The sequence below is a fragment of the Kaistia hirudinis genome, from assembly GCF_014196455.1.
GTDB lineage: Bacteria > Pseudomonadota > Alphaproteobacteria > Rhizobiales > Kaistiaceae > Kaistia > Kaistia hirudinis.
Map to the genome: position 1 here is coordinate 521473 of NZ_JACIDS010000005.1, position 22548 is coordinate 544020.

Annotated in this window: 23 protein-coding genes; 13 read left to right on the forward strand and 10 right to left on the reverse strand. The window is 67.4% G+C overall.

Annotation, left to right across the window (positions count from 1 at the left end; genetic code table 11):
• The first annotated feature begins 53 nt into the window (after positions 1 to 53).
• Entirely contained in the window at positions 54 to 1268 is a 1215-nt protein-coding gene (locus GGR25_RS21040; protein WP_183400829.1) for an alpha/beta hydrolase family protein, read from the forward strand.
• A 10-nt stretch (positions 1269 to 1278) separates the two neighbouring features.
• Here the strand turns inward: GGR25_RS21040 and GGR25_RS21045 are convergent, their stop codons facing one another.
• Positions 1279 to 2184, reverse strand: a complete 906-nt coding sequence (locus GGR25_RS21045) for a LysR family transcriptional regulator (protein WP_183400830.1) — start codon at positions 2182 to 2184, stop codon at positions 1279 to 1281.
• Positions 2185 to 2278: 94 nt separating this feature from the next.
• Here GGR25_RS21045 and GGR25_RS21050 point away from each other — a divergent pair, with 94 nt between their 5' ends.
• Together GGR25_RS21050 and GGR25_RS21055 are read left to right on the forward strand one after the other, a co-directional pair.
• On the forward strand, positions 2279 to 3154 hold the full coding sequence (locus tag GGR25_RS21050; RefSeq protein WP_183400831.1) for an oxidoreductase: 876 nt from the start codon (positions 2279 to 2281) through the stop codon (positions 3152 to 3154).
• An 82-nt stretch (positions 3155 to 3236) separates the two neighbouring features.
• Positions 3237 to 4157: a sugar kinase gene (locus GGR25_RS21055; RefSeq protein WP_246410083.1), complete on the forward strand. Its 921-nt coding sequence runs from the start codon at positions 3237 to 3239 to the stop codon at positions 4155 to 4157.
• Positions 4158 to 4230: 73 nt separating this feature from the next.
• Here GGR25_RS21055 and GGR25_RS21060 read toward each other — a convergent pair whose 3' ends face one another.
• From GGR25_RS21060 to GGR25_RS21075, 4 genes are read right to left on the reverse strand one after another with little or no spacing between them, the layout of a single operon-like run.
• A complete protein-coding gene (locus GGR25_RS21060) occupies positions 4231 to 5154 on the reverse strand; it encodes a metal ABC transporter substrate-binding protein (protein ID WP_183400833.1) in 924 nt (307 codons plus the stop codon).
• 30 nt (positions 5155 to 5184) lie between these two features.
• Positions 5185 to 6057: a metal ABC transporter permease gene (locus GGR25_RS21065; protein WP_183400834.1), complete on the reverse strand. Its 873-nt coding sequence runs from the start codon at positions 6055 to 6057 to the stop codon at positions 5185 to 5187.
• Positions 6054 to 6803 (reverse strand): metal ABC transporter ATP-binding protein, encoded by a 750-nt coding sequence (locus GGR25_RS21070; protein WP_343068128.1) that lies wholly within the window; start codon positions 6801 to 6803, stop codon positions 6054 to 6056. Before GGR25_RS21070 ends, GGR25_RS21065 begins: the two co-directional genes overlap by 4 nt.
• A gap of 8 nt (positions 6804 to 6811) precedes the next feature.
• Positions 6812 to 7072 carry a hypothetical protein gene (locus tag GGR25_RS21075; RefSeq protein ID WP_210300038.1) on the reverse strand — a complete coding sequence of 87 codons (261 nt, stop codon included), beginning with the start codon at positions 7070 to 7072 and terminating at the stop codon, positions 6812 to 6814.
• Positions 7073 to 7412: 340 nt separating this feature from the next.
• On the opposite strand from GGR25_RS21075, the gene GGR25_RS21080 reads away from it, so the two are divergent.
• From GGR25_RS21080 to GGR25_RS21105, 6 genes are all read left to right on the forward strand, one after another.
• Entirely contained in the window at positions 7413 to 7913 is a 501-nt protein-coding gene (locus tag GGR25_RS21080; RefSeq protein ID WP_183400835.1) for a hypothetical protein, read from the forward strand.
• Between the two features lie 62 nt (positions 7914 to 7975).
• Positions 7976 to 9250: an imelysin family protein gene (locus tag GGR25_RS21085; RefSeq protein WP_183400836.1), complete on the forward strand. Its 1275-nt coding sequence runs from the start codon at positions 7976 to 7978 to the stop codon at positions 9248 to 9250.
• Positions 9251 to 9336: 86 nt separating this feature from the next.
• Positions 9337 to 10794 carry a multicopper oxidase family protein gene (locus GGR25_RS21090; RefSeq protein ID WP_183400837.1) on the forward strand — a complete coding sequence of 486 codons (1458 nt, stop codon included), beginning with the start codon at positions 9337 to 9339 and terminating at the stop codon, positions 10792 to 10794.
• A complete protein-coding gene (locus tag GGR25_RS21095) occupies positions 10791 to 12011 on the forward strand; it encodes a di-heme oxidoredictase family protein (RefSeq protein WP_246410085.1) in 1221 nt (406 codons plus the stop codon). Before GGR25_RS21090 ends, GGR25_RS21095 begins: the two co-directional genes overlap by 4 nt.
• Positions 12008 to 13114 (forward strand): imelysin family protein, encoded by a 1107-nt coding sequence (locus tag GGR25_RS21100; RefSeq protein ID WP_183400838.1) that lies wholly within the window; start codon positions 12008 to 12010, stop codon positions 13112 to 13114. Before GGR25_RS21095 ends, GGR25_RS21100 begins: the two co-directional genes overlap by 4 nt.
• Positions 13115 to 13116: 2 nt before the next feature.
• The gene (locus tag GGR25_RS21105; RefSeq protein ID WP_343068129.1) at positions 13117 to 14214 is read left to right on the forward strand and encodes a DUF1513 domain-containing protein; all 1098 of its coding nucleotides are present in this window, start codon (positions 13117 to 13119) and stop codon (positions 14212 to 14214) included.
• A gap of 6 nt (positions 14215 to 14220) precedes the next feature.
• On the opposite strand, the gene GGR25_RS21110 is transcribed toward GGR25_RS21105, so the two are convergent.
• Positions 14221 to 15453, reverse strand: coding sequence for an SAM-dependent methyltransferase (locus GGR25_RS21110; RefSeq protein WP_183400839.1), 1233 nt, complete (start codon positions 15451 to 15453; stop codon positions 14221 to 14223).
• Positions 15454 to 15488: 35 nt separating this feature from the next.
• On the reverse strand, positions 15489 to 16337 hold the full coding sequence (locus GGR25_RS21115) for a GNAT family N-acetyltransferase (protein WP_183400840.1): 849 nt from the start codon (positions 16335 to 16337) through the stop codon (positions 15489 to 15491).
• Positions 16338 to 16529: 192 nt separating this feature from the next.
• Here GGR25_RS21115 and GGR25_RS21120 point away from each other — a divergent pair, with 192 nt between their 5' ends.
• The 3 genes from GGR25_RS21120 to GGR25_RS21130 all read left to right on the forward strand — a co-directional run bounded on the left by GGR25_RS21120 (position 16530) and on the right by GGR25_RS21130 (position 18890).
• On the forward strand, positions 16530 to 17531 hold the full coding sequence (locus tag GGR25_RS21120) for an aldo/keto reductase (protein WP_183400841.1): 1002 nt from the start codon (positions 16530 to 16532) through the stop codon (positions 17529 to 17531).
• Positions 17532 to 17658: 127 nt separating this feature from the next.
• Positions 17659 to 18315, forward strand: coding sequence for a TerC family protein (locus tag GGR25_RS21125; protein WP_183400842.1), 657 nt, complete (start codon positions 17659 to 17661; stop codon positions 18313 to 18315).
• A gap of 2 nt (positions 18316 to 18317) precedes the next feature.
• Positions 18318 to 18890, forward strand: a complete 573-nt coding sequence (locus tag GGR25_RS21130) for a hypothetical protein (protein WP_183400843.1) — start codon at positions 18318 to 18320, stop codon at positions 18888 to 18890.
• 7 nt (positions 18891 to 18897) lie between these two features.
• Here GGR25_RS21130 and mgrA read toward each other — a convergent pair whose 3' ends face one another.
• Positions 18898 to 19905, reverse strand: a complete 1008-nt coding sequence (mgrA, locus tag GGR25_RS21135) for an L-glyceraldehyde 3-phosphate reductase (protein ID WP_183400844.1) — start codon at positions 19903 to 19905, stop codon at positions 18898 to 18900.
• A gap of 142 nt (positions 19906 to 20047) precedes the next feature.
• Entirely contained in the window at positions 20048 to 20899 is an 852-nt protein-coding gene (locus GGR25_RS21140; RefSeq protein WP_183400845.1) for an NAD-dependent epimerase/dehydratase family protein, read from the reverse strand.
• Positions 20900 to 20980: 81 nt separating this feature from the next.
• On the opposite strand from GGR25_RS21140, the gene GGR25_RS21145 reads away from it, so the two are divergent.
• Positions 20981 to 21331, forward strand: a complete 351-nt coding sequence (locus GGR25_RS21145; RefSeq protein WP_183400846.1) for a DUF423 domain-containing protein — start codon at positions 20981 to 20983, stop codon at positions 21329 to 21331.
• 18 nt (positions 21332 to 21349) lie between these two features.
• Here GGR25_RS21145 and GGR25_RS21150 read toward each other — a convergent pair whose 3' ends face one another.
• The gene (locus tag GGR25_RS21150; protein WP_183400847.1) at positions 21350 to 22348 is read right to left on the reverse strand and encodes a helix-turn-helix transcriptional regulator; all 999 of its coding nucleotides are present in this window, start codon (positions 22346 to 22348) and stop codon (positions 21350 to 21352) included.
• Between the last annotated feature and the right edge of the window lie 200 nt (positions 22349 to 22548).

Sequence of the window (22548 nt, forward strand, 5' to 3'; positions counted from 1 at the left end):
CACCGGCGCCCGGCGGCCGGACACCTCACCTCGCTCGCCGGTCAGGAGAGCCCATGTCCGCGCTGCTTCGTCTTGCCATCGCCGGCGCCCTCGCCGTCGTGATGGCCGCGCTCTCGGCTGCCGCCTCGGCGGCGCCAATCGCAGTCTCCTCGGGCGTCAGCTATGAGGAGATCGGTGTCTGGAGCGCCGACAGGCTCAACCAGGTCCTCACGGCCGACGCGCCGAAATTCTTCAACATCGCGGTCACCTATACGCCCGCGAAGAATGCAGTACGGCTCTATCGCGTGAGCTACGACTCCGTCGTGCCGGAGCGCGGCAACAAGCCGATCAAGGCGACCGGACTGCTCGCGATCCCCGATACCGGCGCGACCAGCTTCCCGCTGCTCTCCTACCAGCACGGCACGGTCTATCTGAAGACGCAGGTCCCGTCCGTCCCCGAACAGTCGACCGAGACCGAGCTGGTGCTCGCCCAGTTCGCGGGCCAGGGCTATGTGGTCATCGGCGCCGACTATTTCGGCATGGGCGGCGGGTCCGACGAGCCCGAGGGCTACATGGTCAAGGCCAGCCACCAGCAGGCGACCTTCGACATGCTGATGGCGTCGCGCGCCGTCCTCGCCGCGATGAAGATCGAGACGCCGAAGCTCTTCCTCGGCGGCTGGTCGCAGGGCGGCTATGTAACGATGGCCTTTCTCGAGAAACTGGAGCAAACCGGCGTCAAGGTCGATGCCACGGCGACGGCCAGTGCGCCGCTCGACGTCTATATGGTGCTGTCCGGCTTCCTCGACTTCCCGCGCAAGATCGACGCCGACTGGGTGCCGATCCTGTTCATCCTGTCGTCCTTCTCCTTCGAGAACTATTACGGCGTCCCCGGCCTCGCGCGCTCGCTGCTCAACGACGACTATTACGAGATATCGCGGAAGGTCTATGAGCGCGAGAATGTCGACGCCTCGCAGATCCCGACCGACGTCAAGAAGCTGGTGCGCCCCGAATACTTCGACCCCACCTTCTTCGCCGCATCGGCGTTCGGCCGCATCGCCGCGGCGTCCGACGCCTATCGCTGGATCATCCGCACGCCGGTTCACAACTATTACGGCGAGATGGACGAGGTGATCTCGGTCGGCCTCGGACGGCTGGCGATGACCTACCAGCAGGCGATCGGCGCCGGCAATCCGGCGGTCGAGGCGATTTCGACCGGCAAGACCGACCATCGCGGCACCTTCGCCACGTCCGTGCCGCTGTGGAAGCAGTGGTTCGACGGATTGCAGTAGCCGCGCCCGATCAGCCTGGCGGCAGCGCCTTGATGAAATCGATGAAGGCCCGAAGCGGCGCCGGCACGAGACGGCGCCCGGGATAATAGAGATAGGGGCCGGAAAAGGGCTGCCACCAGTCTTCGAGCACCGGCTCCAGCGCGCCGCTCGAAAAATAGGGCCGCAGCCAGTCCTCGAAGATCGCGACGATACCCACGCCCCGCGCCGCCGACTCGATCGCGAGATCGAAGGCCGCGCCGGGCTGGACGATCAGCGGACCGTTGACGCGAACCCGTTCGATCTTGCCGTCCTGCTCGAATTCCCAGTCATGCAGCGCACCGCTCGTGAGGCGCGCCGTGATGCAGCGGTGGTGCAGCAGGTCCTGGGGATGGTTCGGCCGTCCATGGCGATCGAGATAGGCTGGCGCGGCGCCGCAGGCGAAGCGCTGCCGCCGCGGGCCGATCGGCACCGCGATCATGTCCTGCGCCAGCCGCTCGTCATAGCGGATGCCGGCGTCGCAGCCTTCGGCCACCAGATCGACGAAGGCATCCTCCGCCACGATGTCCAGGCGGATATCCGGATAGGCCGCGAGGAACGGTGCCACGATCTGGGGCAGCACCAGCCGCGCCGCGCTGAACGGCACATTGAGGCGCAGCGGCCCCGCCGGCCGGTCGCGAAACCCGTTCACGATGTCGAGCGCCGAATCCACTTCGCGCAGCGCCGGCTCCAGCCGCTCCAATAGACGCCGGCCGGCCTCGGTCGGCACCACGCTCCGCGTCGTCCGGTTGAAGAGACGCATGCCGAGCGCCTCTTCGAGACGCCGCACAGCTTCGCTGACGCCCGAGGCGCTGCTGCCGAGCGTCTTGGCCGCACCGCGGAAGCCGCCTGCCTTCGCGACGGCCATGAAGGCGGAGAGATCGCCGAGGTCGGGTTTCATTGTTCGCAGTTCCGTACGGGCTGTGCGGATTGTGGCGGATTATCGCGCAGTCGGCCAGACACTAGTTGCAGGGCGTCCTCAGAGGAGATCCATCATGAGCACGTCCGGCAACACGAACACCTACACCCTCGGCACCCGCTCCGTCAGGCGGCTCGGCTATGGCGCGATGCAGCTCGCCGGTCCCGGCGTCTTCGGTCCGCCGAAGGATCCCGCCGCAGCGCAGGACGTGCTGCGCGCGGTCGTCGAGAGCGGTATCGATCACATCGACACGGCCGACATCTATGGCCCGCACGTCACCAATCGTCTCATCCACGCCGCGCTCGCCCCCTATGCCGACGATCTGACGATCGTCACCAAGGTCGGCGCGCGACGCGGCGTCGATGCCTCCTGGATCCCGGCCTTCGCGCCGGAGGAACTGGTGGCGCAAATCTACCAGAATCTCGGCAGCCTCGGGCTCGGCCAACTGGAAGTCGTCAATGTGCGCCTGATGTTCGATCCCTTCACCCCGACCGAAGGCCCGATCGAGGCACAGGTCGAGGCGCTGGCCAAATTGCGTGAGCAGGGGCTGATCCGCCATATCGGCCTCAGCAACGCCACCGCGGCCCAGATCGCCGCCGCCCGGCGGATCGTCCCCATCGTCTGCGTCCAGAACTTCTATAATCTCGCCCATCGCGACGATGACGCGCTGATCGATGCGCTTGCCGCAGACGGCATCGCCTATGTGCCCTTCTTCCCGCTCGGCGGCTTCTCGCCGCTGCAGTCGTCGACCCTGACCTCGGTCGCAGCCGAGCTCGGCGCGACGCCGATGCAGGTCGCGATCGCCTGGCTGCTCCAGCGTTCGCCCAATATCCTGCTCATCCCCGGCACCTCCTCGCTCGCTCACCTCAAGGAGAACATCGCCGCGTCCGGGCTGGAGCTGCCCGCCGATGCGATCGCGAGACTCGACGGCATCGCGGCGCAGGCCGCCTGACCGGCCACCTCTTGCGCGAGGCCGCGCCAGGCTCCAGAAAGGCGCGGTCCTGCGTGGAGGATGCGTCTTGAGGGGAGCGAGCTTGGGTCCGGAGATCGTCTGCATCGGCGAGCCGATGTTCGAACTGAACCAGCCGAAGAACGGTGGCGACTTTCATCCGGGCCATGGCGGCGACGCATCGAACTGCGCCGTCGCCGCCGCGCGCCAGGGCGCCTCGGTCGGCATGATCACGGCGCTCGGCGCGGATTCATTCGGCCAGTCCTTCCTCGAGCTTTGGCGCGGCGAGGGCATGGATGTGAGCGCGGTCAAGATCGATCAGGGCGCGCCGACCGGCCTCTATTTCGTGACACATGGCCCCGAGGGCCATGTCTTTTCCTATCGCCGCGCCGGCTCCGCCGCGAGCCGCCTGACGCCGGAAGAGCTGCCGCTCGATTATGTCCGCAACGCCCGCGTGATCCACGCCTCGGGCATCAGCCAGGCCATTTCATCGGCCGCCGCCGACCTCGTCTTTCTCGCCATGCGCACGGCGCGCACCGCCGGGACGCTGGTCTCCTACGACACCAATCTGCGTCTACGCCTATGGCCGATCGACCGGGCGCGGGCGATCATCCACGCGGCCGTGGCGCTTTCGGACATCGTCAAGACGAGCGCTGAGGATGCGAAGGAGCTGGCGGGAACGATCGAGCCGGACCGCATCGCCGATTTCTATCTCGGCCTCGGACCGAAGATCGTCATCGTGACCATGGGGCCGGATGGCGCGCTGGTCGCGACGCCCAGCGGGCGTGATCGCGTCGCCGCCATTCCCGTGCGCCCGGTCGATGCGACCGGCGCTGGCGACACCTTCGACGGTGCCTTCCTGGCGGAATATCTGCGCGAGGGCGATCCGTTCGCCGCCGCGCGCTATGCCAATGCGGCGGCGGGCCTCGCCACCGAGGGCTACGGCGCCGTAGCGCCGATGCCGAAGCGTGCCGCCGTCATCGCGGCGCTTGCCGAGCGGAGCTGACGCAAGACAGAAAAAGCCTCGCTCCCCGGCGGCCCGAGTGCCACCGGGGAGCAAGGACTCCTGCCGTCTGCGATCAGGTCCCACTCATCGCGGACAGAAGCTGCGTCTCGTTGTTCTGGAACATTTTCACATAGGTCGGCGCGGGGCCGTCAGCCGGCGACAGCGCGTCCGAGAACAGCTCGCCGCCGATCTTCACGCCGGTCTCCTGCACGATCTGGTTGAGGAGGCGCGGATCGGTGATGTTCTCGACGAAGATCGCCTGGATCTTCTCGTCACGGATCTGCTTGATCACGGAGGCGATCTGCGAGGCCGAGACTTCGCTCTCCGTGCTGATCCCCTCCGGCGCGATGAAGGAAACGCCATAGGCGGCGCCGAAATAACCGAAGGCGTCGTGTGTGGTGACGACCTTGCGCCGCGCTTCCGGCAAGGCGGCGAACTCCTGCTTCAGGCGGGCGTCGATCGTCTTGAGCTCGCCGATCAGCTTCTCGCCATTGGCCTTGTAGTCCGCCGCGTTGGCCGGATCGGCAGCCGAAAGGCCGGCGACGATGTTGTTCACGTAGATGATGCCGTTCTGGGCATCCTGCCAGGCATGCGGGTCGACCGCGTGGCCATGCGAATCCTTCTCCAGTTCCGCGGCCTCGTCGGCGTCGCCGTGCCATTCACGCGGCGTCACGCCTTCGGAGGCGATCACCGCCTTGCCCTTGAAGCCGGACACGGAGACGAGCCGCTCCAGCCAGTGTTCGAGGCCGAGACCGTTCTCGACGAGGACATCGGTCGAGCCGAGCGCCTTCGCATCCTTGGGGCTCGGCTCGAAGGCGTGGGCATCGCCATTCGGCCCGACGAGCGTCGTGACGGTGACATGATCGCCCCCGACCTCGGCCGCGAGGTCGCCGAGGACGGAGAAGCTGGCCACGACCTTGACCGGCTCGGCCGCGAAGGCGGCGCCGCCGAGCGAAAGCGTCATGGCAAGAGCGAGGGAAAAACGCTTGAGCTTCATCGGATTGCTCCTGTTTCTCGAATCGGGATCTCAGCCGCGGAGATGCCGCGGCCGGAAGGCGCGGGCGAGATAGCTGCCGCGCGGACCGGCGAGGATCGAGCCGGCATGGATCGCGCCGGCGGTCAGGATGATCGCGGGCGAGGAAGGCAGGTCAGCCTGATAGGACAGCACCAGGCCGACGAAGGAGGAGAGGATGCCGATCACGGCCGCGGCCACGATCTGGCCGAGAATGGTCTCGCCCCAGAACGAGGATGACGCGGCCGGCAGGATGATGAGCCCGACGACCATCAGCGTGCCCAGCGCGTTGAAGCCGCCGACCAGATTTAGCACTACCAGCGTCAGGAAGAGGAAGTGGACGAGCCCGCCCGAGCCGCCGACGCTCTTCAGGAATCCGGGATCGAAGCACTCCGCGACCAGCAGCCGATAGACCAGCGCCAGCGCCAGCAGCGTGATGGTTGCGATGGAGGCGATCAGGATCAGCGCCGCGTCGTCGAGCGCGAGCACATTGCCGAACAGCACATGCAACAGATCGATGTTCGAGCCCTTCATCGAGACGATCAGCACGCCGAGCCCGAGCGAGACCAGATAGAAGGCGGCGAAGCTCGCATCCTCCTTCAGCGGCGTGGAGCGCGCGATCGCGCCGGCGCCAAGCGCGACGAGCAGGCCGGCAATGACGCCGCCCGTTGTCATGGCGAAGAGCGAGAAGCCGGAGAGCAGGAAGCCGATCGCGGCGCCCGGCAGGATCGCATGCGCCATCACGTCGCCCATCAGGCTCATGCGGCGCAGGATCAGGAACACGCCGATCGGCGCGCCGGACAGCGACAGCGCCACGCAGCCGACCAGGGCCCGCCGCATGAAGCCGAAATCGGCGAACGGCGCGATCAGGAGATCGTAGACGCTCACGCCGCGGGCCTCTTGCAAAGCTCGGCGTCGTCCTCGAAGGCTTCCTGCATGCGCCGCGACCGCGCGAGATTTTCCTCGGTCAGAACCGTTTCGGTCGGCCCCCACGCGACCTGCTCGCGCGCAAGAAGCAGCGTCTGAGGGATGTATTCACGGACGAGGTCGAAATCGTGCAGCACGGCGATCACTGTCCGCCCCTCGCGATGCCAGCGGCAGACGAGGTCGAGCAGCACCTCGGTCGTGCGCGCGTCGATCGCGGTGAAGGGTTCGTCGAGCAGGATCAGACGCGAATCCTGGAGAAGCAGCCGCGCGAACAGCGCGCGCTGGAACTGCCCGCCCGACAGCGAACCGACGCTGCGATCCTCGAAACCGGACAGACCGACCGTCTCCAGCGCAGCCTCGACGTCGCGCATCGCCGCGCCGCCCATGCGGCGAAACGGCCCGAAGCGGCGCCACAGGCCCATCGCCGCGAGTTCAACGACCCGCATGGGAAAGCCACGGTCCAGCGCGCTCTGCTGCGGCAGATAGGCGATGTCGCTCCGGCGCACGCCTTCGAGCGCGATCGTGCCTGCATCGGGACGGATCAACCCGACAATGCCCTTGAGCAGGGTCGACTTGCCGGCGCCGTTCGGGCCCGCGATCGCCGTGAACGAGCCCGCCGCAAACGAACCTGAAAGATGATGCACCGCCGGATGGCGACGGTAGGACAGCGTCACGTCGGAGCAGCGGACGGCGGGGTCGGACGACACGGCGGACCTCAGCCCATAGCCCAGAGAACGGCGAGCCAGATCAGGCCCGCCAGCAGGAGCGCCAGCGCCATGCGGTCGAGCGCCGAGGCGAGGAAGAACCGCTCACCCGCCCGACGCCGGCTCCCGGCGACAGCCGGCGCACGCGCCGCCGCGCCGTGCGAGTGACCGGGTGCGTGGGCGTGATCATGGGGCTCCGGCTCGGCCAAAGCCGGCACCGATGCCCCCGTGCCCGGCGAGCTCCTCCCGATCGATTCCCGAAATGCCATCATCGTCCCTTCGGCCGCCCCGGCCTGTCAGATGTTATGTTATATCATTCCGCATCGCGCAAGAGGGAAATCCGCCGGCATCGAGGCCCTGCGACAGGATGGCGCCGCAGCGCGCCCCGAAGCGGAAAGCCGACGAAAAAGACGAGGATGACCAATGATTTAGAACGATTGCAAACTCTGACTATTTCTTGACTTTGCCTTTCAACATGCTGAAAGGTGCGGCCTTGGCGGCGCTCCCTTGGGTTCCGGCGATTATTGTCCGGGTCCGTGGCGCCGATCGACTGGGCTCACATCTCGACGGCCGCTCGCTTGCGAGCATCGACGAACGGCGGAAGGACGGGAAATGGGGACTTTTCGCGGCTGCGGCAGCTTCTGTCGCTATCTCGACCGCCGGGCGGAGCGCCTCGTGATCGAGGGCTATCGGCGCTGGACCATGGGCGGGGAGTTCGGCTCGCTCGGCAATTTCGAACGCACCGCCGACTTCTTCATGGATGAACTCGGCTCGGTCGAGGGACGGCGGCTCTTTCTCGCCTTCGCGCGCTGGCTGGATGCCGTCCACGCCTTCCGTGATCTTCCGGCGCATTCGAGCCCGGTCGAATGCCCCAATCTCTGCCGCGACGAATGCATGGTGCTGGCCATGGTTGCCGCGGCCCAGTCCGAGGATCGCGAGGGCGTCTTTGCCGCCACGCGCCGCCTCGTCGAGCCGGAAGGCGTCGCGCCCGCCGCTGCCGCGGCCGAGGGCTTCGCCGCCGAACTCGCCGGCTGCGGCCATCTGCTTCTGCCCGTGCCGGCGGCCGTCGTGCGCGACATCGCCGACCGCCCGGCCCGCAGCGCCTATCACTGAGCCTTCCGGTGCGGCCGGGTGACCGGCAGCCGCGCGGCAAGGCCCGTCAAACGGAGATACGAATGAAGATCAGAGCCTTTCTTCTCGGGGCCGCCGCATCGGCTCTGCTGAGCAGCGCGGCCTTTGCCGCCGACGCGCCCACCGCCGAGGCGGTCCTCAAGACCTATGCCGACATCGCGCAGGCGAAGTACGAGGACGCCCTTTCCGGCGCCAAGACGCTGGACACCGCGATCGACGCGCTGATCGCGACGCCGTCCGAGGCGACGCTTGCCGCGGCGCGCAAGGCCTGGATTGACGCACGGCCCGCCTATCAGGAGACCGAGGGCTACCGCTTCGGCAACGCCATCGTCGACAATTGGGAGGGCCGCGTGAACGCCTGGCCGCTCGACGAAGGCCTGATCGACTATGTCGACACCAAGAGCTACGGCACGGAGTCGGATGCCAACCCGCTCTATACGGCCAATGTGATCGCCAACAAGGAGATCCAGATCGGCCCCGACAAGATCGACGCGACGACCATCAATGCCGAGTTGCTCGACAAGCTGCAGGAAGCCGGCGACATCGAGGCGAATGTCGCCATCGGCTATCACGCGATCGAGTTCCTGCTCTGGGGCCAGGACCTGAACGGCACCGGCCCCGGCGCCGGCAACCGCCCCTACACCGACTACGACACCAAGAACTGCACCAACGGCAATTGCGACCGCCGCGCCGCCTATCTGAAGGCAGCGACCGACCTGCTCGTGAAGGATCTCTCCGACATGGCGGCCAACTGGCAGCCTGAGGGCGAGGCTCGCAAGGAGCTGGTGGCGAAGGGTCCCGAGGGCGGGCTTTCGACCATCCTGACCGGCATCGGTTCGCTCTCCTATGGCGAGCTCGCCGGCGAGCGCATGAAGCTCGGCCTGCTGCTGCACGATCCGGAAGAGGAGCATGACTGCTTCTCCGACAACACGGCCAACAGCCATTATTACGATCAGGCCGGCATGGTCTCGATCTGGGACGCCAGCTACAAGCGCAGCGACGGAACGGTCGTCTCCGGCCCGAGCCTTCGCGACCTTGCCGCGGCCAAGAACCCGGAGGCAGCCAAGCGGGTCGACGAGGCGATGGCCGCGACCACGGCCAAGATGCAGGTCCTCAAGGACACGTCGGATGGCGGCGAGCACTACGACCAGATGATCGCGGCCGGCAACGATGCCGGCAACAAGATCGTCCAGGACGTCGTCGATGCGCTGGTGTCGCAGACCCGCGCCGTCGAAGGCGTGGTGGCCGCGCTCAACCTCAAGATCGAGGTCGAAGGCTCCGACAGCCTCGACAATCCGTCGGCCGTCGACGGTCAATAAGGCGCATCGACGGACAACGGGGCGATCCCTATCTAAGGTCTCGGCCGCCGGGGGACGGCCGAGACCTTCGAACCGCGCAGGCAATCATGATCTCTCGTCGCTCGCTGCTCCTCGGCGCCGCCGGATTTGCTGGAGCGGCTCTCGTCGGCAATGCGAGCGGGGGACGCGCCTATGCGCGCCCTCTGGCGCCCGTCGCAACGCCGGGCGCCGAGAAGGCGGTCCGGCTCGATCTGGTCGCGAAGGAGCGCAGCCTCGCGCTCCCCTGCTTCGACGGCCACGACCTGCCGCTGTGGACCTTCGCCGACCAGGGCCTGCCGCCGGTCGTGCGGCTGAATCTTGGTGACCGGCTGGACACGCATCTAGTCAACGGATTGACGCGACCCGGCGAGCACGTCTCGATCCACTGGCACGGCATTCGGCTGCCGAACGACCAGGACGGCGTGCCCTATCTCGTGCAGCCGCCGGTCGAACCGGGCCAAAGCTACGATTATTCCTTCGTGCCGCCGGACACCGGCACGTTCTTCTTCCACACCCACTGCAACACGGTCGAGCAGCTCGGCCGCGGTCTTGCCGGCATCCTGATCATCGATGGAGACGCGCCGGAGCCCTATGACGACGACCAGCTCGTCGTCATGCGCGACTGGCGGCTCGACGAGGCGAGGACAGGCTTCCTGCCCTTTCTCACGCTTGAAGGCGCCGGCCGCGCCGGAACCTTCGGCACGGTGCGCAGCGTCAATGGCATCACCAATCCCCTCGTCGAGGTGCCGGCGGTCGCGGATGTGCGGCTGCGCGTCATCAATGTCGATGCGACGCGCATCTCCGAGATCGGCTTCGAGGGCGCGGAAGCAGCCGTGGTCGCGATCGATGGCCTCGCCTGCCCGCCCTTCCCGCTCCGGTCCTGGAAGATGGGACCGGCGATGCGCGCCGACGTGGTGATCCGCACGCCGGCCGATGGCGGGACCGTGACGCTCTTCGACTATTTCGCCGCCAAGCCCGTGCCGCTCGCCCGCTTCGTCGCGAAGGGCGCGCCGCGTCGGCAAGGCGATTTCGATCCCGCGCCCCTCGCGGCCGCGCGCATCCCCATGCCCGACATCGACGGCGCCGGACGGCTGACGATGACCTTCTCGGCCACGGCGACCGGCGCGAGCGTCGCGGCGGCAACCGGCGATGACGGCCTGCCGCTCGGGCCACTCTGCCTTTCGGCCGCGAGTCTCTGGTCCATCAACAAGTCCTCCTGGCCGGGCCAGGGCATGGACCAGCTGCCGCCGCCGCTGTTGCAGCTCCAGCGGGGCCGCAGCTACCGGATGCAGCTCAAAAATCTGACGCCGCAGATGCACCCGATCCATATCCACGGCCATTCCTGGACCGTGATCGGATCGAACAAGCGCGTCCTGCCGCCGCATCACGCCGATACCGTCCTGCTCCTGCCGAAGGAAACCCTCGACGTCGCCTTCGTCGCCGACAATCCCGGCCGCTGGATGCTGCATTGCCACATCATCGAGCATCAGGAGACCGGCATGATGGGCTGGTACGAGGTTTCTTGAAGCGGGTCCTCGCCACGCTCGCCGCCAGCGCGTCGATTGCCTGGGCCGGATCGGTCTTCGCCGGCGCGCCGGATTCCGGGCTCGACTTCGCGATGGGCAAGGCGCTGTTCGATCGCATGTGGGTCCAGGCGCCGTCCTCGACGGCCGCCAATGACGGGCTCGGACCGCTTTTCAACGAGAAGAGCTGCGCCAGCTGCCACACCGGCAAGGCCTTCTCGGCCGCGATGACCATCGGGCCGGACGGCGGAATCACGGCGCGCGGGCTCTCGGTTCGCCTCGGCAATGCCACCGGCGAAGCGGATCCCGTCTATGGACGCCAGATCCAGCCCCGCTCGGCCAATGGCATCATCAGCGAGGGCAGCGTCGCCTATCGGGTCGAAGGCACGCCGCCGCGCGTCGTCCCGAGCTTCGAGCCAGCCCGCGGGCCGCTCGCGCCGGGAATCCATATGGGCCCGCGCCAGGCACCGCCGCTGCGCGGCATCAGCGCGCTCGGCGCGGTCGATCCCGCAGCAGTCGAGCGGATCGCGGCGGAGCAGAAGGCGCGCGGCGCCGGGCCTTCCGGCCGGCCGCGTTTTGTCGAGCGGGACGGCAAGCGCGTTCTCGGCCGCTATGGCTGGAAGGCTTCGGCGCCGACGATCGACGCGCAGACGGCGGACGCCTTGGGCCTCGACATCGGCATGTCGAGCCCGCTCTTCCCGCATCCCTATGGCGACTGCACGCCCGCCGAGGCCGATTGCCTCGCGGCCCCGAACGGCCGCAGCGCCGAATTCGACGGCGAGGAAATCTCCAACGACATGATCCGCGTGCTCGCGGTCTATGTCGAAGGCCTCAAGGCGCCCGCGCCGCGGCCGGATACGCGGGGCGAGGCGCTCTTTGCGTCGGCCGGCTGCGCGGCCTGCCATGTGCCGGACATGCCGGCGCTGGGAGGTGGCACGGTGCGCATCTTCTCCGATCTCCTTCTGCACGACATGGGCGCGGAGCTCGACGATGGCGTCGGCGAGCCCGGTGTGCTGTCATCGGAATGGCGCACGGCTCCGCTACTGACGCTTTCGACTCGCCGTGCACCCGATCGGCGCTATCTTCACGACGGGCGGGCGGCGACCATCGCGGATGCCGTCCTCGCCCATGGCGGAGAAGCGGCCGCGGCCCGCTCGAATTTCGAAGCGCTCCCGGATGGCGACCGGGCGGCGCTCATCGCCTATCTGGAAACACTATGATCGCGATCACCAAGCGCTTCCTCCTGCTCTCTCCCCTGATGATGTTGGCCGGCAAGGCGTTCGGCCGACAGCAGGCGCAGTTCGAGACGCCGCCGGTGATCGATGAGGCGGCCTTCCGCGCCGTGACGGCGAAGACGATCGACGGCTATATCCTGCCGGCCTACGGCACGCTGAAGGCGAAGACGGCCGCGCTTGCCGCAGCGGTATCCGCCAGTTGCGCCAATCCGGCGGCGACGCCCTCGGCCGAGGTGCGCGCCGCCTTCGAGGCCGTGCTCGACGCCTGGGCCGGCGTCGATTTCTTCCGCTTCGGGCCGATCGCCGACGAGGGCCGGCACGAGCGTTTCTGCTTCCTGCCCGATCCGCATGGGACCGGCGTGCGCCAGCTCCGCAAGATCCTGGCCGAGCCCGATCCCGCCCTGCTGGAGCCGGGCGCCGTCGCCAAGCTCTCCGCCGCGGTGCAGGGCCTCCCGGCGCTCGAAAGCCTGCTCTGGTCCGGCGAAAGCGCCACGGAATCGCTCGACTATCGCTGCCGCCTCGCCGCGCGGATCGCGGAGAATCTCGATGCCATCGCCGCAGCGACGCTCGATGGATGGACGAAAAAAGGCGGCTGGAAGGAAACGATGCTGAGCCCCGGCGGCGACAACATCGTCTATCGCGACGTCACCGAGCCGGTCGTCGAGATCCTGAAGGCCATCGGCGTCGGCGTGCTGCAGATCCGCGACCAGCGCCTCCTGCCCGCGCTCGGCAAGTCCTTCGACGTCGCCAAGCCGGGCCGCGGCGTCTTCGTCAAATCGGGCATGACGCTGCCCTATCTGCGCGCCTCCGGCACCGCCATCGGCGATCTCGTGACGACATCGACCGTTCTCAGCCTCGCGCCGAAGGACGAGGCCCAGCTTCTCGACCAGACCAAGGCGATCCTCTCGACCTATGAGGCCAATCTCGCTGTCGGCGACGACTGGACCAAGGCCCTCACGACGCAGGCGAGCTACGACAAGCTGCGCGCCGCCTTCGACGTGTTGAAGAAGCTCGAGGACATCTACAACTACACCTTCCCGGTCGCGGCCGGCATTTCGCCCGGCTTCAACGCGCTCGACGGCGACTGATCGTGGCGAGCCTGCGCCCCATCGCCGACCGCATCCTGGCCGCGATCCTGCCGCGCCAGCGGGCGGATGGCGCCGGGCTCGAAGAGGGGGCGGTCTTCATCAGCTCGGTTCGCATCGGCCCGCGCCAGCATGCGGCGCTGATCATGGACGAGAACGGCCGCGAGCTCGGCCGTATCCCGCTCGAAGGCCGCGGGCATGACGTGGCGACCGACCCGGTCCATCGCCGCGCCGTCGTTTTCGCCCGCCGCCCCGGCTATTTTGCGCTCGCCATCGATGTGGCGAGCCTGACCCCCCTCGCAACCATCCGCCCGCCGGAGGGCCACCACTTCTTCGGCCACGGCGTGTTCTCGCCGGACGGGCGGCTACTCTACGCGACGGAGAACGATTTCGCCGCCGGACCGCGCGGCGTGGTCGGCGTCTATGATGCGAGCGCCGGCTTCGCGCGCATCGGCGAATTCGACACCGGCGGGCTCGATGCGCATGAACTGCTGGTTTCGCCCGATGGCGGCAGCCTGTTCGTCGCCAATGGCGGCATCGAGACTCATCCCGACTTCGGCCGCCAGAAGCTCAATCTCGCCGCCATGCGTCCCTCCATCGTCCGCATCGACCGCGCCCATGGCGACCGCATCGGCGAAAGCACGCTTCCCGACAATCTCAACCGCCTGTCGATGCGCCATATGAGCCTCGATGCGAAGGGCGATGTCTGGTTCGGCTGCCAATGGGAGGGCGACAAGAAGGAGCGCCCGCCGCTCGTCGGACGGATCGACCGCGACGGCGAACCGACGCTCCTGCCCTTCCCTGCGGACTGGGCCCGCCTCGCGCGCAATTATATCGGCTCGGTGACCGCAAGCCGCGACGGTTCGGTCATCGCCGCGTCGTCGCCGATCGGCGGCGCCGTGTTTCTCTTCGATGTCCAAAAGGGCGAACCGCTGGCCGCGCGCCCCTTCCGCGATGGCTGCGGCCTCGCAAGCGCCGCCGGCCATCATTTCCTGGCGACCTCAGGCGACGGCATTCTGGTCGACATGGCCGCGGACGACGCGCCGAAGACGATCGTCCGCCGCGACGTGCATTTCGACAACCACCTGAAGCGGCTGGACTGAACGGCCTCAGACCGCGCCGATGCTGGCGAGCCGCTTCTCCTCCTCGACGATATAGTCGCGGATCACCGGCACGTCGTCGCGCTTGTCCGAGATCAGGATCTGGAACACGAAATTCGAGCCGTGCAGGAAGCCGAGCTCGACCGAGGCCAGGTAGAAGTCCCACATCCGGCAGAAGCGCTCGCCCATCATGGCGACGGCCTCGTCGCGTTTGGCCTCATAGTTGAGACGCCAGTCGCGGATCGTCCAGTAATAATGCAGGCGCAGGCTCTCGCAGTCGTCGCACCAGGTGCCCGTGCGCTCCAGCGAGGCGAAGACTTCGGACATCGCCGGAACATAACCGCCGGGGAAGATATATTTGCGGATGAACGGAGCGGTGGTACCGGGCGGCGACATGCGCGCGATGCAATGCACCAGCGCGAAACCGCCGGGCTTGGTCAGCTTCTTGATCGTCAGGAAGTAGTTGTCGAAATTGTCGATGCCGATCGCCTCCATCATGGCGATGGAGACGACGCGGTCATAGGTCCCCTGAAGCTCGCGATAGTCCTGCTCGATGAAGGTCACCTTGTCGGCGACGCCCTCGCGCTCCGCCCGCTCCTTGGCCACGGCGATCTGCTCGGGCGACAGCGAGACCGAGGTCACCTTGACCCCGTAGTTCCGCGCGAGAAACGTACCGAGCGCGCCCCAGCCGGAGCCGATCTCGGCGACATGCATCCCCGGCTCGAGCTTCAGCTTCGCCGCGATATGGCGGAGCTTGTCGATCTGCGCCTGATAGAGACCGACATCCGGCGATGTGTAATAGGCGCAGGAATAGGTCATCGTCTCGTCGAGCCAGAGACGATAGAACTTCGGCGGGATATCGTAGTGATGGCGGATGTTCTGCGACGCCTCGCCGCCGAGCCGGTTCGACTGCTGGCTGCGGCGGAACTTCTTCCAGACCGCCCGCAGCGCCTTCTGCACGGGATGGGCGGCGAGGCCCGAGCGATTGACGGAGAACAGCATCAGCAGGTCGAAGACCCGCCCGCCCTCCTCCATCACCAGCCGCTCGTCCATATAGGCCTCGGCGACCTTGAGCTCCGGATTGAAGAAGATCTCCCGCTCCACCGCCGCATCCTTGAGACGGATCGCGACGATGGGACCATCGACACCGCTGCCGAAGCTGCGCCGCTCGCCATCGGCGAAGGTCACGGTGAGGCGGCCCTTCTGGACGAAGCGCGTGAGCAGATGGGGAAGAAGGTGCATCGGAATCCTGTGCTTTCGGGTAAGGGCCTGGTGAATCAGCCGAGCTCGAAGCTCGTGATGCCGAAGATCGAATCGAGCGGAAGAAGAGGCGCGGTTCCTCGATACATGCGCGCGGTCTCGAATGCTGGAGAAAGTGCGTAGCGCGCCGCGAGCGACTGTGCGGCGGCATTGGGTTCGGGGCAATCGATGATGATCGTCTCGCCGCCGGCCTCCGCGGCCAGCGCACGGAAGAGGACATCGGCCCCTTCGGCGGTGCGCGCGAAGAGCGGTCCGATCTTGAACCCGGAAACCGCCGGACGAATCACGCCATAGCCTTCGATCGCACCATCCTCGATGAGGGCATAGGCGCGGCGGCCTCCCTTTCCATCGAGCCAGGCATCGAGAAAGCGCGGCCGCGGCGCCGGGAAAAAGCCGGTGTCGAAGGCGATGACGCCAGCCGCGTTGCCACCCTCGACGCGCGCCAGCCGGGGATCGGTCGGTGCCGGGAGAACGGGCGCTCCGGCGAAGCGGATGTTACGGTGCTCGAGCACGAAGCCGGAACGGCGGTAATTGTCCTGCTGCGCGACGACGCCGTCGAGCCCGACGGTCCGCCCGTCCAGCCGTTCGAGCCCGGCCTGCCAGGTGCGCCAGCCCAGCCCCTTGCCGCGCTGGTCGGGACGGCAGATGTAGAAGCCGAGGAAGCCGAACGCCGGCCCATAGCGCACGACCGAAATCGCCGTGACCGGCTCGTCGCCAAGAAAGCCCATCAGGAAGCCGTCGGCATCCGCAGCGAGGAAGGCGTCGCGATCGCCGCGCCCCGGATTCCATCCCTCGCTTTCGGCCCAGCCGATGGCGATGTCGAGCTCGCTCGCCCCCATCGTCCGGATCGAGAATTGATCGGTCATGCCGGTCTCCGACGCCATTCGAACGGGTATGGCGGTCAGGAGTGCCTCCTGTCCAGTGGGCGCTTGCGTCGTCAGTGCCCAGACGTCTAACGTCCCCTCCAAGGGGCCGACTGCCAGCGCCCCGATCGGAGAAAAGTCGGCCTGCCAGCGCTTGCCCGCACGACCGCCGACACGGTCACGGAGGAGACCCCTATGACATTCGAGACCCGCGCCGCCGGCCGCACGAGCCTGCAGCTCTCGACCCTCGGTTTCGGCACGGCGACGCTCGGCGGCAATGTCCACCCGCCGGTGCCCGATGCGCAGTCGCGGGCCATGGTCGAGCACGCCTTCGAAGTCGGCATCCGCTATTTCGACACCGCGCCCTTCTATGGCTATGGCAAGTCCGAACACCTCCTCGGCGACACGCTGCGCGCCCATACCGGCTGGACGCTCTCGACCAAGGTCGGGCGCCTGCTCAAGTCGCGCGTGACACCGCGCGGGCCGGAAGACCAGTGGGTCGATCCGCTGCCCTTCGAGCAGGTCTACGACTATTCCTATGACGCGGTGATGCGCTCCTTCGAGGACAGCCTGCAGCGGCTCGGCGTCGACCATATCGACATGCTGCTCATGCATGACGTGTCGACCGAGACGCTCGGCGAGGCCGGCAAGGCGCATCATTTCCCCATCGCCATGGCGAGCGGCTACAAGGCGCTTGACCAGCTCCGTTCCTCCGGCGCGATCAAGGCGATCGGCATCGGCGTCAACGAGTGGCAGGTGCTCGCCGAGGCGCTCGACTACGGACAGTGGGACGCGTTCCTGCTCGCCGGGCGCTATACGCTGCTCGAGCAGGAGCCGCTGCACACCCTGTTCCCGAAGTGCCAGAAGGCCGGCACGACGATCATCATCGGCGGCCCGTTCAACTCCGGCATCCTCGCCGGCCGCGACACGTGGAACTATGCCAAGGCCCCGCAGCCGATCATCGACAAGGCGCGGGCGATCGGCCGGGTATGCGAGGCGCATGGCGTCGACCTGCCGGCGGCGGCGCTACGCTTCGTCATCGCCAACCCGATCGTCAGCAGCGTCATCCCGGGTCCCCGCATGGCCGCCGAGCTCGACCAGATCGTCGCCTGGTGGCGCCAGGACATTCCCGCCTCGCTCTGGACGGATCTCAGGAGCGAGGGGCTGATCGACGCAGACGCGCCGATACCCGCTTGACCCAGGCGGAAGCGGGCGCGATATCCGCGGGGCGGCGCAACGAAGCGCCGCCTGGTGCGGCATCCGGTCTGGGCGTTCCGCGCCTCCCGGATGCAGCATGCTTCTCGCGCGAGGTTCCGCAGCGCAAATGGAATTCTTCTCCTCCAGCCTGATCGGGTCCGAACTCGTCGCGCTCGCGACGGTCGTCCTGATCGATCTCGTTCTGGCCGGCGACAACGCCATCGTCGTCGGCATGGCCGCCGCCGGTTTGCCGCGCGAACTGCGGCGCAAGGCCATTATTCTCGGCATCGGCGCCGCGGCGGCGCTGCGCATTCTCTTCGCCCTCTTCGCGACCAAGCTCCTCGGCGTGATCGGGCTGACCCTCGCCGGCGGCATCCTGCTGCTGTGGGTCTGCTGGAAGCTCTGGCGCGAATTGCGCAGCCAGGCGCATCAGGACGAGGAGGCAGAGCTCCTCGCCGCAGCGGAGGCCTCCGCGTCTAGGCCCGGCGGCAAGACGCTCGGCCAGGCGCTGCGGCAGATCATCATCGCCGACGTCTCGATGTCACTCGACAATGTCCTCGCCGTCGCGGGAACTGCGCGCGAGCACACCTGGGTCCTGATCGTCGGTCTCGTCCTGTCGGTCGCGCTGATGGGCGTCGCGGCGAATTTTGTCGCCAATGTCCTGAAGCGGGCGCCCTGGATCGCCTATGTCGGCCTCGCCGTCATCGCCTATGTCGCGCTGCGCATGATCTGGGACGGCGGCCTCGAAATGTTCCACTTCGCCGACGCGGTCGGCGCCATCTGACGATGCGCCGCGCCGCCGTGCCTCTGGCGGTCGGCGCGGCGTTCCTCTGGGGCGTCGCGGAAGGCACGTTCTTCTACGTCGTCGCGGATGTGCTGCTCACCTTCGTCGCGCTCCGCCTCGGCTGGCGCGTCGGGTTGGCCGCAAGCCTTGCCGCCGCCTTGGGCGCGCTGTGCGCCGGCGCCTATCTCTGGCATCTGGCGGCAACAGATCCGCCGGCCGCCTTCGCCCTGCTCGACGCCGTCCCCTTCTTCGATCCCAATCGCATCGAACGCGGGATCGCCGCAATGACCGGGACGGACTGGCCGGTCGCCATGTTCGTCGGCTCGCTCACCGGCATGCCCTACAAGATTTTCGCGGTCGGAGCGGGCGAGACCGGCATCCCGCTCATGCTCTTTCTGGCCGTGAGCTTGCCCGTGCGTCTGGCGCGCTTTCTCGCGGCCACGGCGCTCGCGGCGGCCTTCGGGACGTTGACCGCCCCTCGCCTGTCGCCGCGCGCCCAGACACTCGCCGTCGCGCTGTTCTGGCTAGTCTTCTACGGCCAGTTCTGGATCCGCATGGCGATGCGGAGCAGTTGAAGCGCGATCAGCGCTTCAGCATGCCGTCGATCGCATAGGCGTCGATATCGGTGAGTTCCTGCTCGGTGAAGGTGAGGTTGTCGAGCGCGGCCACCGCATCCTCGATCTGCGACACCCGGCTGGCGCCGATGAGCGCCGAGGTCATGCGCGGGTCACGCAGGACCCAGGCCAGCGCCATCTGCGCGAGGGTCTGGCCGCGGCCGGCCGCGATCGTGTTGAGCGCGGCGACGCGGGAGAGGTTTTCCGCCGAGAGCACGCTCTCCTGCAGGAAGTGCGAATGGCGAACGCGGCTATCCGACGGGATGCCCTTGAGATAGCGGTCGGAGAGCACGCCCTGCTCCAGCGGGGAAAACACGATGCAGCCCATGCCTTCGTCCTCGAGCGTATCGAGCAGGCTGTCGCGTTCGGTCCAGCGGTCGAGCATCGAATAGCGCGGCTGATGGATGATGAGCGGCGTCCCGAGGCCGCGGGCGATCTCGGCCGCGCGGCGCGACTGTTCGGCGCTGTAGTTCGAAATGCCGGCATAGAGCGCCTTGCCGGACCGCACGATCGAATCCAGCGCGCCGATTGTCTCTTCGAGCGGCGTGTCGGCGTCGAAGCGGTGCGAATAGAAGATGTCGACATAGTCGAGCTTCATCCGCCGGAGGCTCTGGTCGAGGCTCGCGATCAGGTATTTGCGGCTCCCGAACTCGCCATAGGGACCGGGCCACATCCGCCAGCCGGCCTTGGTCGAGACGATCAGCTCATCGCGATAAGGCTTGAAGTCGCCCTCGATCATCGTGCCGAAGAATTCCTCGGCGGAACCGGGCGGCGGGCCGTAATTATTGGCGAGATCGAAATGGGTGATGCCGAGGTCGAAGGCGCGGTGGCACATCGCCCGCATCGTCTCGGCCTTCCCGTCATGGCCGAAATTGTGCCAGAGACCGAGCGAGATTGCCGGCAACAGCAGCCCGGTGCGCCCGACGCGATTATATTTCATCCGCTCATAGCGGCTGGCGGCGGCGGCATAAACCATCTCGGCGTCTCCTCAGTTCCGGACCGTGCACGGGCGCACAATGGATCGATTCAATCGTCAAGCCTTTGCGCCTCCCGATCGGTTCGGTCAAGCCCGGCGGAGCGAGGAACCGCCACCCGGGAGGCGGCGGTTCCGCACGGTATCAGGCGCTGGCGCGCCAACTATGCTGGGGCCGGTAGCCGAGCACGTCCTTGGCCTTGTCGATCGAGAGCAGCGTCTCATAGGGGCCGACATCGCGCTTCCGCGGTACGCCGGGAAACTCGGCCGCCAGCAGGTCCTCGTTCGGCCGCCCCATGACGCCGTCCTCATTGGCGATGATGAAGACCTCGGCGCCCTTCAGCGGCGATTCGAGCGCGAGGCGCACTGCCTGCGCCGCGTCGCGGGCGTCGATATAGGCCCAGAGGTTCCAGCGCCTCAGCTTCGGATCGGCGTCGAAGGCCGGGAACTCGGCGTAGCGCTCCGGCGCCATGATGTTGGAGAAGCGGAGGCCGAAGATCTTGAACGCGGGGTCCCAGCGACAGAACTCGCGCGCCATCTCCTCGGAGAGATATTTGGAGAGCGAATAGGCCGTCTCGGGCCGCGGCCGGTAGGCCTCGTCGACCGGCACATAGGGCGGCGGCGTCTCGAAGGGCAGGCCGAGCACCGTCTCGCTCGATGCCCAGACGACATTGCGAATGCCGAGCACGCGCGCCGCTTCGAAGACATTGTAGGTCGAGACCATGTTGGTCTCGAAGATCACATGGTTCGGTGTGAGCCCCGGCGCCGGGATCGCGGCGAGGTGGACGATGCCTTCGACATGCGAATAGCGGTCGTCGATCGCGGAGAATGCGGCAAGGGCCTGGCCGTAATCGGTGAGATCGACGCGCGAGAACGGCACGCCCTGCCCGGCCGGCTGCGGCGCCATGTCGATGGACGCAACCTCATATCCATGCTCCACGAGGTCCTTGACCACGGCCCGGCCGGCGAGGCCGCTTCCTCCTGTAACGATGATCATGATCCTGTTCCTTGCTCGGCCATTTGATGGGAACCGGAATCTAGGCCGATCATGCGGTGGCGACCACCCTTGGAGATGCAGATGAACAGAAGCCTCGTTGCCGTCGCGGGAATTGCCGGTGCCGCTGGTGTCGCGCTTGCCGCCGCAGGCTCGCACATGGCCAGCGCCGAGCGTCTCGCCACGGCCGGCGCGCTCGCCATGGCGCAGGCCCCGGCCCTGCTCGCGCTCGGCCTCAACGGCAAGGACACCGGCCGCCTGCTCACGCTCTGCGCCTGGGTGATCGCCGTGGGTCTCGTCGCCTTTTCCGGCGCGCTCACCTATCACGACCTTTCCGGCAGCGCGGCGCTCGCCGCGATCGCGCCGATCGGCGGAACCGCGATGATCCTCGGCTGGCTGGGCATCGCCTTCGCCGCGCTGATCAAGCGCCGGTAGCGGTTCGGAGCCGGCCGGTCAGCGGCTCAGACCGAACAGGAAGGCGTCGAGCGGCGGGATCGTCCGCTCGACCGCGGCAAGCGGCCCGCTGCCGCGTTCAGCGCCGCGCAGATCGCGCGGAGAATGGCCGAAGGCGCGCCGGAACGCTCGCGAGAAGCTCGATGAATCCGCAAAGCCGAAACGTTCCGCCAACACGCTGATCGCCATCATCTGGTCGCCGCGCTGCAACTGACGATAGGCCGCCAGCAGACGCTCGCGGCGGATGACGTTCGACATGCCGTCATGATCGTCGAACAGGCGATGCAGCGTGGAGCGCGACAGACCGAACTCCCGGCAGATCCGGCGCCAGTCGAGATCCGGCGCCGCAAGATTCTCGCGGACATAGCGCATGATGCGCTCGACGAGGCGCGCCTGGAGCAGTGCCCGCGCATTCTCGATCCGGTCGGGCGTCGGCGCGAGACCCGCCAGCACGGCGGACCGCAACGCCGAGGACAGAACGTCCGGATCGACACCCGCGCCGCCTTCGCCGAGCCGCCGTTCGACCGACAGGACGAAATCGGCGACGAGAGAGACGACGCCGCGATCCCGCGCTTGACCGATGGCGGTGTCGAGCACGCCCGGGGGATCGTCATAGAGATCGCGCGGCAGGAACAGCGTGACCACCTTCATGTCGGTTCCGGAACCGCGAAACGGCCGGGCGAGCGAGCCGAACAGGACCGGACGATCGCCATAGGCCCGACCGGAACCGTCGACCACGGGGATCATCAGCGACCAGTGGTCGGCTTCGGCGCGCGGGCTGTGATCCCATTCGCGCCGATACCCCTCCCCCGGCATCGACATGGTGACGAGCCCGAGGCCCGAAAGGTTCCAGGCGTCGATGGAAGCGGCAAAGCCCGGCCGGTTGCCGTCGTCCTTCGGCCGACGGACATCGATCGAGCCGGACATGGCGGAGCGCCATGCATCGAACTGGTGATCCGGACGCTCGGCCGCCGTCGAGAAGTGGAACGGGCGAAGCATAGGCTCCTGGATGGGGGAGGAAGGGGTGTCGCCGCTCATGTCTCAGCAAGTTCGGGAATAGGCGGCGCCGGATATGCCGGCCTCTTCGATATAGAAAGACCTGCCCCCGCGCACCTTACCGATGCGTGGCGGCGAGATTACATGAAGGCCATGGTGCGGCGACAACGCCCCGGGGGCTGGCCTTTCGCAGCGCCCTCGTC